At 62.5% G+C, this 10,295-nt stretch carries 7 protein-coding genes and 1 pseudogene; 3 read left to right on the forward strand and 5 right to left on the reverse strand.

Annotated elements, in window-relative coordinates; translation table 11 throughout:
* Positions 1-304: 304 nt before the first annotated feature.
* From Q0216_RS06705 to Q0216_RS06715, 3 genes are all read left to right on the forward strand, one after another.
* The gene (locus tag Q0216_RS06705) at positions 305-1,267 is read left to right on the forward strand and encodes a metal ABC transporter substrate-binding protein (protein ID WP_298593951.1); all 963 of its coding nucleotides are present in this window, start codon (positions 305-307) and stop codon (positions 1,265-1,267) included.
* Between the two features lie 176 nt (positions 1,268-1,443).
* Complete coding sequence (locus Q0216_RS06710) at positions 1,444-2,271, forward strand: metal ABC transporter ATP-binding protein (protein WP_298593953.1); 828 nt, start codon at positions 1,444-1,446, stop codon at positions 2,269-2,271.
* A complete protein-coding gene (locus Q0216_RS06715; RefSeq protein WP_298593955.1) occupies positions 2,272-3,150 on the forward strand; it encodes a metal ABC transporter permease in 879 nt (292 codons plus the stop codon).
* A 139-nt stretch (positions 3,151-3,289) separates the two neighbouring features.
* On the opposite strand, the gene Q0216_RS06720 is transcribed toward Q0216_RS06715, so the two are convergent.
* The 5 genes and pseudogenes from Q0216_RS06720 to Q0216_RS06740 all read right to left on the reverse strand — a co-directional run.
* Positions 3,290-4,021, reverse strand: coding sequence for a metal-dependent transcriptional regulator (locus tag Q0216_RS06720; protein WP_005504316.1), 732 nt, complete (start codon positions 4,019-4,021; stop codon positions 3,290-3,292).
* 204 nt (positions 4,022-4,225) lie between these two features.
* Positions 4,226-4,846 (reverse strand): recombinase RecJ, encoded by a 621-nt coding sequence (locus Q0216_RS06725; protein ID WP_298593956.1) that lies wholly within the window; start codon positions 4,844-4,846, stop codon positions 4,226-4,228.
* A 241-nt stretch (positions 4,847-5,087) separates the two neighbouring features.
* Positions 5,088-6,329 carry an MFS transporter gene (locus tag Q0216_RS06730; RefSeq protein WP_298593958.1) on the reverse strand — a complete coding sequence of 414 codons (1,242 nt, stop codon included), beginning with the start codon at positions 6,327-6,329 and terminating at the stop codon, positions 5,088-5,090.
* Between the two features lie 466 nt (positions 6,330-6,795).
* Positions 6,796-9,876 carry a DEAD/DEAH box helicase gene (locus Q0216_RS06735; RefSeq protein WP_298593960.1) on the reverse strand — a complete coding sequence of 1,027 codons (3,081 nt, stop codon included), beginning with the start codon at positions 9,874-9,876 and terminating at the stop codon, positions 6,796-6,798.
* A 171-nt stretch (positions 9,877-10,047) separates the two neighbouring features.
* Positions 10,048-10,295, reverse strand: a pseudogene (locus Q0216_RS06740) (D-alanyl-D-alanine carboxypeptidase/D-alanyl-D-alanine-endopeptidase); the annotation flags it as partial.

Raw genomic sequence — 10,295 nt, forward strand, 5'->3', positions numbered from 1 at the left:
ACCGCGTGCAGCAAGGAGGCGGGGGAGGGGTCCCTCGCCTCCTTGCTGTATCTGCAGGTGCTTCTGTTGCTGTGCGCCTGCTCTTGTGTGTCTGTCCCTGTGTTTCTGTCGATATTTCGGGTTTTCTGTGTGGCTTAGTTGAAAAGTTCGGCTAGCCGAACTATTGTTAAATTCCGCCCGGGACGACAGGCAAAAGCGCACTATGATGCCTGCGCAGACACACCGTGTCCCTGTTGCCCCGGCGCGGCACATCCCACACATCAACCACATACTCAAACCCGTGACTTCCAATGAAGGACGCCTCATGAACGCTCTCACCCCCGCAGGCAGCAATGCGCGCCGCCTCGTCCAGGCGCTCTGCGCCGCCCTCGCACTCACCCTGCTACTCGTGCTCACCGGTTGCGGCAACACTGCCAGCACCACCGACGGCGCTACGAGCAGCAACGGCAAGAAGACCGTGCTCACCACCTTCACCGTGCTCGCAGACATCGCCCGCAACGTGGCAGGCGACGACCTGAACGTCGAATCCCTCACCAAGCCCGGCGCAGAGATTCACGAGTACGAGCCTACCCCCTCCGACCTGAAGAAGGCACACGCCGCCGACCTGGTGCTCGACAACGGCCTGAACCTCGAATCCTGGTTCGCCAAGTTCGTTGAAGAATCCAACGCCAAGCACGTGACCGTCTCCGAGGGGGTCACGCCCATCTCCATTACCGAGGACGCCTACGCGGGCAAGCCCAACCCCCACGCCTGGATGAGCCCCAGCAACGTGCAGAAGTACGTGGACGTGATGATTCGTGAATTTAGCGCCCTCGACCCGGCCCACGCCGCCGACTACAAGTCCCGCGGCGAAGCCTACAAGAAGCAGCTGCAGGACGTGCGTGATGAGCTTGTCAAGGAAATCTCCACCCTGCCCGAGAACCAGCGCGCACTCGTCACCTGTGAAGGCGCCTTCTCCTACCTGGCGGCAGACGCGGGCCTGAAGGAAAAGTACATTTGGGCGGTCAACTCTGAACAGCAGGCGACCCCCTCGCAGATTTCCTCCGTCATCGATTACGTGCGCCAGAATCAGGTGCCCGCCGTGTTCTGCGAATCCACTGTCTCCGATAACCCGATGCGCCAGGTAGCAGACGCCACCGGCGCACGATTCGGCGGCGTGCTCTACGTTGACTCACTCTCGGAGGCGAACGGCCCCGTGCCCACCTACCTGGACATGATTCGCTACGATGCCCGCACCATCGTGGCGGGCCTCAAGGGCAACTCCTAAACCCCGAACAAGCCCGGTATAAACCCCAAACCCCCGATAGGATAGGAGGGGCGGTCGCCTTCACGGCTCCGCTCCTCCCACGCCGTTAACACTCGCTCACACAGCGCCCACTCACCACCACACAAGCAAGTACACCCGCCGCACGCATACGGTGACCACCAGAAAGAACACAAGGAATGAGCACTCTTCTCAGCTGCGAAAATGTGCACGTGAACTACGGGCCAGTGCGCGCCCTCACCGGCGCATCCTTCACCCTGGACACCGGGCGTATCTGCGGCCTGATCGGCATGAATGGCTCCGGCAAATCCACCCTCTTCAAAGCCATCATGGGGGTCGTGCCCGTGCACGCCGGCAGCATCACCCTCGACGGGCAACCCGTCGGCGGTAACCGTGGCAGCCGCGGCAAGAACGCGCACCACCACCGCGCCGGGCTCGTCAGCTACGTGCCGCAGAGCGAAGAAATCGACTGGACCTTCCCCATCTCCGTGCGCGAGGTCGTCAGCATGGGACGCTACCGCAACCTCGGCATCACCCGCCGCCTGCGTGCTGCAGACCGTGCCGCCGTGGATGAGGCGCTCGCCCGCGTGGAACTGACCGACCTTGCCGACCGTCAGATTGGGGCGCTTTCGGGCGGTCAGCGTAAGCGCGCCTTCGTGGCACGCGCTATCGCCCAGGGCGCCCAGTTGCTGCTGCTTGATGAGCCCTTCGCCGGCGTGGATAAGCGCAGCGAGGCGATGCTCATTCAGGTCATCAAACGGCTACGCGACGAGGGCGCGACCGTGCTGGTTTCTACGCACGACCTGGCGACCCTGCGCCAGTTTGCTGACGAGGCGCTACTGCTGCGCGGTGAGATTCTGATGCACGACACCCCGGAGAAGGTGCTCGCCCCCGAGAACCTGGTGCGTGCCTTCGGCATGGAAGTGGACGCTGGCGCGCCGACTGTTACCTCCGGTGATGCTACCTCCGGCACTACTACGAACAGCTCTGCGGAAGGGAAGAACTAAATGGACATCCTCAACTTTCTGGTGGAGCCGCTGACCCTGCCCTTCATGCTCCGCGCATTCGTGGTCACCGTCATTGCCGCCGCCGTCTGCGCCCTGCTCTCCTGCTGGCTCGTGCTGCTCGGCTGGTCGCTTATGGGTGACGCGATTTCGCACGCTGTGCTGCCCGGCGTGGTGCTCGCCTACATTTTCGGTGCGCCCTTCGCGGTGGGTGCGGTCATTGCCGCGCTCGTGGCGGTGGCGCTCATCGGCGGGGTGCGGCGCAGCGGCCGTGTGCGCGAGGACGCCGCGATTGGCATCGTGTTCACGACTTTGTTCGCGTTCGGTCTGGTGCTGATTTCGGTGACGCCGTCGAATACCGACCTGAACCATATTCTTTTCGGTAACGTGCTGGGTGTGTCCTGGTCGGACGTCTGGCAGGTCGCTATCCTCGCGGTGATTGTTGCCGCCGTGCTGCTGGTCAAGCGCCGCGACTTCGTGCTGTACGCCTTCGACCCGGGCTTTGCGCAGGCGGTGGGGTTGCGTCCGCGTCTGCTCGGTGCACTGCTACTTGTGATGCTGGCGCTGACCTCCGTGGTGGCGCTGCAGATCGTTGGTGTGGTGCTGGTCGTGGCGATGCTCGTCATCCCCGGCGCCACGGCGCGCCTGATGACTGACCGGTTCGTGCCCATGCTCGCGGTGAGCGTGGGAGTCTCCCTGGTGGGCACGCTGACCGGCCTGTACGCCAGCTACCACGCGGATGTATCCCCCGGCGGTGCCGTGGTCGTCACGCAGGGCCTGCTGTTCGCCCTGGCGTACGTGTTCGCCCCGCGCTACGGTCTGCTGGGCAGGATGCGCGCCCGCCGGCTCAGCGTGACGGAGACCGAGCCGTCTGCTTCCTAAGAAAGCTCGCTCTAAGTAAGCTCACTGAATACACTCATCGAATACAGCAATAGGCGGAAAGTCCCACCGCGAGGCTTTCCGCCTATTGCTATCTTCTGAAGATTAGGTGAAGATTAGGGGTGCCGCTAACGCGCCGCGCCTAGCGCACCGTGCGGGACACGAACAGGGAGGCGGTCGCCTCCGCACCCAACGGAATAATGGTGCCGCCGGGCTTCACCGCGCCGGCTGCGTCCGTCTCGTGCAGGTTGCCGGAACCGGCACCGACCACGCTCACGTTCACCGCCTCCGAGAAGGGCGCACCCTCCTCAATGTGCAGGCGCACGCCGGGCACAAAGCCGTGGCCCTGCAGGTAACGCAGCAGGCGCGGGTCGTCGTCGTTAATGCGTTCGAGTACGACTGTTTCGCCGGGTTCGCACTGGCTCAGCGGCACGGTCTGCGGAAAACTAATGTGCCCCGAAGAGTCGGGGATCGGGTCGCCGTGCGGGTCGCGGGTCGGGTGACCCAGCAGGGTGTCGATGCGGTCCACCATGAAGTCGGATACTGCGTGCTCCAGAACCTCCGCCTCGTCGTGTACACGGTCCCAGGTGTAGCCGAGGGTCTCAACGAGGAACGTCTCAATGAGGCGGTGACGGCGAATCATCGCCAGCGCGTAGGAGCGGCCGGTTTCAGTGAGCTCAATAGCGCCGTAGGGCTGATGCTCGATCAGGTCGGCGGCGGCGAGGCGCTTGAGGCCGTCAGATACCGAAGAAATGCGCAGGCCCATGCGTTCTGCCAGGGCGGATGCGGTGGCAGGGGTTTTGGTCCATTCTTCGAGGCTCCAGATTTCCTTGAGGTAGTTCTGGGTGCTGACGGAAAGTTCTGAAAGAGGCATAAAGATAAGTTTACCTTTTCTCGGGTTTTGCCCGCCGGGATGATGGTTGCGGAAGCGGTGAAAATCCAGGCTTAAAGAGCATCCCGCCCGGACGGTTCACCCCTGGCAGGGGGCGATCATCACGGGCGGGATCGGGTGTTCGGTTCCGCGCGGGCAGCTACGAAAGGCTGGCAGGCGCGAAAGAATGAGGGATGCGCGGCGGCGTTAGGTGGCGCGGCGGCGCGAACGGTCAATACGGGTCAGCAGCTCGATGAGTGCACCGCGTGCCGCCTGCTCCTCGTGCCAGAGGGAGCGGACGAGGGTGCGGCTGACCGCCTGGGTGGTGATGCCGAGTGCGGTTGCGGCGGCTTTCTGCTGGCCGCGCACGCCGGGTACGAGCAGGTTGACCACGCGCCATTCGGCTTCGGTGCGGTCGGCGCATACGCGGTAGAGCAGGCGTGCGGAGCCTGCGGCGAGGTCGGCGAGGTGGCGGTTGTCGGCGCTGACGCTGATGCAGCGTACGGGTGCGCCTCCTTGTGCTTCTTCGACGGCGAGGCGTGAGAATTCGAGGGCGTCGCCGGTGCAGTCGGTGGTGCTGACGGCGCCGAGTGCGCCTGCGAATCGGGGGATGTTGAGCTCGCCGATTCCGATGCCGACCCAGAAGCCGTTATCGCGCGCGGCAATGAGCGCCGCGTGTAGTGCGTCGCTGGCGCGGTCGAAGGCGCCCTGAATTTCGTCAGGGTATGTCTGGGCGAAGGCAACACGCGGGTTGAGCTTTGCGAGTTCGTCCGACAGTGCAGTGAGTGAGTGCTGTGCGGAACGTTGAATAAAGGTTAGAACGAACACCTTCCTATTATGCCGTAAAACCTTCAACAACCGGCGTAAGGTTCGCCGTAATACCGGCAACATTTAAACCCCTAAAAATGCGCATTGATAAGGGGAATTATCGTGAGCATGCACTGTGTGCAGAAATCCTCAAAAGGGCGTAGAACACCCCCGAAAGAAAAATAATTTTCATGCAAGTGCACGTTGAATTATTCGCTTTCGGGGGTGTTGAGTGGAGTTGATAGACAGGGCTACCGTGGAACTACTGTGCGTTCGTTACCTGCGAGATATGGGGCAGCTGACGTAGCGGCTTCTGGAACACCATCACCACCAGCGACAGGAAAATGAACACCGCGTAGAACAGCGCCGTGTACGTAATGCCCCAATCAACAATGAGGAAGCCAGCCAGCAGAACAGCCAGCGGGGTCAGCGCCATGTTCGGAATGCCCTGCACCGAGTGCACGCGACCGATCATGTGCTCCGGGGTGGATGCGTTGATGTACGCAATGATGCTCGAATTGAAGGAGGGGAGCACAATACCCGCCAGCACAATCAGCAGGCACACCGCCCACAGCATCGAATGAACTACCGGCAGCAGCAGGTAGCATGCCGACATGATGGCCAGGGAGGTGATGCCGAGCGGGCCGAGCGCAAACTTCTCGGTCAGCGGGCCGACCAGGAACGAACCGAGTAGCACGCCCACGCCGAAGGCACTCGCAAAGATACCGATGAAGAGCGGGTGTGCGCCCTCCAGGGTGTAGTAGTAGATGAAGGTGAGCGGAATACCGACCGTTCCAAAGTTCGCAAGCGTTGAAACGAACGCAATGGACACCAGCACTTTGTTCTTTAGGATGTACTCGAAACCGGCTTTTGAGTCCTGCCAGAAGCTGGTTTTCTCGCCCTCCTCCTCTTCCGCGGGCTGCCGACTAGCGCCGTAGGTCTTGGGTGCGACGATGAACGCCAGCAGGTTGACGACCGCGTGAACTGCGGTCATGAGCACGGTCGAGAAGCCGATAATGATGCCGGCGACCGGGCCGCCCAGCAGGTTGGCGGTGGACTCGCGCGTCTCACCCATACCGGAGGCGTACCCCAGGTGCTCCTTGGGGACTACGCGGGTGATGATGGACTGTTCACTCGGGTAGTCGAAGGTGGAAATGATGGCGGCGAGAGAAATCGTAATCACCAAAACGTAAATGTTGGTGACGTTGAAAACGAGGTAGAGGAGAATCGCTATCCAGGACAGTGACTGGCCAATACAGGATAGTGCCAGGCACTTTGAGGGGCCGATTCTGTCGACCCACGTTCCAGATACCGCTCCGGCGCAGGTGGCGAGAACACCCGCGACGAAGAGGGTGATACTCGCAGCTTCGGGGGAGCCGGTTAGCGCCAAAATAATGATGGGCGTGGTGATGTAGCTCATCGAGTCTGAGAGCTGGTTGGCTCCAATGGCGAAGAGAGTATTTCGAAAATCTTTATTCTTGAGTAGCTCGGTGTTGACACTCATGGGGGACCTCCACGATGGGGTTTATGGTGTCGCGCGGTGTGCAATCCGCAGTGTGCAGTTCGTTATGTGCAATCGTGTGAGTGAATACTGTGACGGTCGACTGTGTCTGTCTGTATTCGTCTGTTTTCGCTTGTGACCGGCGGTAATGATGGGTGGTTGAGGATGCACGGAGCGGCTCATTGGGAGCCACCCCCCCCGCACAAAAGTGTGTCGCGCGATACTTTAGATTCTATAAGAGACGTGAATCATATGCATGAAGGCTAGTTGAAAAACTTTCCTCATTTTGAGTATTGACATTAGGGCTAGTTTGACTATAACTCATTCTTGGTGTTACCGCCCGACTGAGCCCTAGCTAAGACCTCGACTAAACCCGATTCCGGGCACCCCAAAAACGCCCATCACCAGGCCCCACCAAACCCCTCTACAGGTAGCCCCGCAACGTAGCGGGGAACTAGTCAGCGGCGCGCTACTCCACCAGGCCCGCAAAACCCGACAGAGCCAGCACCTCCTCAACATCCTGCGGCACCGAACGCGCCACCCACGGCGAATGCACCAACACCGCCTGCCACTGACCGCGCGACACCGCCACATTCAAACGATTTGGCGAGAGCACAAACCCGGCACCGCGCCCAGAATCAACCCGCGACGATGCCAACGACACCAACACCACCGCAGCCTCCTGACCCTGGAACTTATCCACCGTGCCCACACGCACGCCAGCGCCCGAAGAATCCGCTAGCCCAGCCGCAATCAGCGCCTCACGCACACAATCAACCTGCGCGTTATACGCCGCCACCACAATGCAATCCTCCGCCGCCAACGGGCGCGGCTCAGCACCAGCCGCCGGAACCCACTCACGACCCAGCAACTCGCGCACGCAATCCACCACCGCCTGCGCCTCCTGCACAGAACGCACCGAACAGCCCGCATGCTCCACCGGATACGACACCACACCCGGCTCAACACCCTGCAAAGCGCGACCAGCCGTCGCCGCCGCGCTCGCCAACGCGCCATCATAAGACAGCCACGAAACCCGCTCGCACAACGCCGAATCCATACGCCACGACTCACCCAAAAAATAGCCAAAACGAGGATCCAGCGCCGCCGCACCATCAGACAACCAACCCAGCGCCGAAACATCCACCGGGTACGGATGCACACCCGTCGACACCTGCGGCAACTGCTGCGGATCGCCCAGCAGCAGCACCGAACGCGCCGCACGAGCCGCCGCCACCGTATTTGTCAGAGAGAACTGGCCAGCCTCATCAACCACCAGCACATCCAGCGACCCGGCAGGCACGCGACGCTCACTCACGTAATCCCACACCGTGCCGCCAAACAGCAGACCGCCCGCACCAGAAATCAGCTCCACCAGCTCAGAATCAGACACCTCAGACCACGGGGCGTCCGGGCTCACTGACTTGCCGCGCAGACGCACCGCACGCGAAACATCAAAACCATCACGGGCGCAGCACGCCAACATAAGATTCTCAATCACCGCATGCGACTGAGCCACCACGCCCACCTTCGCGCCCTCAGCCACCAGGCGCGCAATCACGTGCGAGGCGAGGAAAGTCTTGCCCGCACCGGGAGGGCCCTGAACCGCCACATAGGAGTGGTCGAGAGCGCGAACTGCCGCGTGCACGGCATCCACCGTAGGCAGGTCAGAGCCGGGAAAATCAACCTCACGGGGTAGATTTTCTGCATTTTTAGCGTTCGAGGCGCTCTTCTTCAGGCGCGGGGGGCGGCGGAACAACAAATCCGCGGAGGCGCTCTTCACCCCCGTCAGGGATGCCGCCGCATCGAGTACACTCGGCAGGGTGCCGGGGGAGGCGGGGGCGTCGGAGGGCACGGAATCTTCGTCGGATACGGGGAAGTCAGACATCAGCGCATCGTCGAAAAGTAGCCCGTGCACATCGGCCTGCAGAGCCGCCTCAATCGTCGCCGTAGACACCGGATCACCCGGACCGATACCCGAAGGCAGGGTGCGGTGCGGTTCGTCCTTCACGCGGATGCGCTCCTGCAGAAGAACCTCCAAGAACTCGCCGGCCGACTCTTCCGCTGCCTCTGCGGCAGCCTCGTCGGGGTTCGCAGAACCCTCAGCTCCGGCACGGAAACCGCCCTGCGCCACCGCCAGCACACGCATGCCAAAGAAACCCGTCGCCGCCAACTCGGCGGGCACACGCTCACCCGGATTCGAGGCACGGAAATAATTCAGCTGCGCCTCCATGCGGTCCAGCGCAATCTGCGGGCTCACCCCCGCCTCATACGCACAAAAAACCGCACGGTCAGAGGGCGCAATCACCAGGCTCGGGTCAGCCTCAATTCGCGCACGCAACAGGCGCACCTGCGCGCCGCGCACACGATACCAGCCCGGGGCGTCCTCAACCTCGGTGGGTTCCTTCATGGCGGCGGCGAGCGCCTCCAGGTCGGCGGGGGTGTTCAGAAGAGCATGTGCGTGCTCCGCCGAAAGCACCTGCACCCGATCAAGGTACGCGTAATCGCGGCTCGCCACCCACGCCGTCGGGCCGTCCTCCAGGCGGCGAATGTGCTCACGCCAGAACGGGGCACGCTCACGGCGGTGATAATTCGTCATGGACAGCAGCATCGCCGCCTCAAGCTCACCGGCACCCCAGCTGTGCTCCGCCGCGTGCTCCTCCAGGGAGGCGAGCTGGGCATCCAGCAGGCACTGCAGGCGGTACTGTTCGCTGTCGTTCTCCACGGCGGCGGGCACCCGGTACATGACCGGATACTCTTCGGTTTCGGGCTCTTCGGCGGCGGCTGCAGCGTCTTCGGTGACGAGTTCCGGGGCTTCGGCTACGCGGGCAAGAGATGCCGCTGTGTTCAGGCATGTGTTCAGGCACGCCGGGCACTCGTCGCAGGTCAGAAAATAGGGGATGCGCTCGGCAAGTTCCGCCGGTTCTACACCCTCGTTCAGCGCCTGGGTGAGCAGCAGGAGGCGCTGCTCCTGCAGGCGAATCAGCGGCAGAATACGCGCCGAATCAACCCGGTGAGGTTGACCAGCGGGGGAGGGGTGCTCAGTATGCTCCGAATCGGGTTCCGCGCCGTACTCATCCGCGCCGTGGTCCAGGCAGAGGTCGATGCGCACCGCATTCTTGGCACTCTCGGTGGTGCTCTCGGTGGCACCGGCGGTCAGCAGGTGCGCCACCAGGGCGCCGCGCAACAGTGCCCGATGCGCCGCCTCACCCAGGTGCGGGGTGCAGACGATTCGCGCGGTGCCGTCCGCTGTCGGGCGTTCCAGACGGTCAAGCTCCACCGTGTAGGTCAGCCCCGCCGCGGAGGTCGCCACCAGGGATACCGGGCTCGCTGTGCCACCCTCGTGCTCACTGCCAGCTACTCCACTGCCGACCATGCCACCTTCGGCCAGTACTCGCAGGCACTCGCGGTACGCCTCGCGGGCGCGCTCGAACTTCTCGGGGGTCGGGCGGGCAGACTGCTTCTGTGCACGCTCCCGAAGCTCGGTGTAGAGCCGCAGCTCGCAGGTGGAGGTGGCGGTAAGATCAGCGAGGGTGAAGGTAAGGTCCATGGTGACTTTTCTGCTGGAGGAGAGAGAAACAAGACGGGCGTGAAACCCCGCCGCAGGGTGAGTGGGCGCGAGCCCTGGTTGAGGAGTCTATCGGTACCTGCCGCTCCTCACCCCGAGAGGTCTTGCCCCGAGAGGTTGATTTTTAGGTTTCACGTGAAACACTATAGAAAATCAACCTGCACGGGGTGATTTAGGGGCTTTTGCTGCTTCCGCAGTAGCTTTCACAGTAGATTCCGGCGCACTAGAAGCACTAGAGCCACTCGGCGCGGTCGAGCGATTAGCAATCGCCGCCGCCGCGGCGTCCACGCGTTCCTTCGCGGCGGGTAGTGCATCCGAGCCGCCCAGATCATTCAGAATAATCGCGAAAATCAGGCGGGTGCCGTCGGGTCGGGTCGCCACACCGCACAGCGAAGACACCG

Source organism: uncultured Rothia sp. (genome assembly GCF_937976295.1).
GTDB lineage: Bacteria > Actinomycetota > Actinomycetes > Actinomycetales > Micrococcaceae > Rothia.

Coding starts and splice junctions, on each gene's coding strand:
- Q0216_RS06705 (WP_298593951.1), top strand. CDS start 305: ATGAACGCTCTCACCCCCGCAGGCAGCAATGCGCGCCGCCTCGTCCAG.
- Q0216_RS06710 (WP_298593953.1), top strand. CDS start 1,444: ATGAGCACTCTTCTCAGCTGCGAAAATGTGCACGTGAACTACGGGCCA.
- Q0216_RS06715 (WP_298593955.1), top strand. CDS start 2,272: ATGGACATCCTCAACTTTCTGGTGGAGCCGCTGACCCTGCCCTTCATG.
- Q0216_RS06720 (WP_005504316.1), bottom strand. CDS start 4,021: ATGCCTCTTTCAGAACTTTCCGTCAGCACCCAGAACTACCTCAAGGAA.
- Q0216_RS06730 (WP_298593958.1), bottom strand. CDS start 6,329: ATGAGTGTCAACACCGAGCTACTCAAGAATAAAGATTTTCGAAATACT.
- Q0216_RS06735 (WP_298593960.1), bottom strand. CDS start 9,876: ATGGACCTTACCTTCACCCTCGCTGATCTTACCGCCACCTCCACCTGC.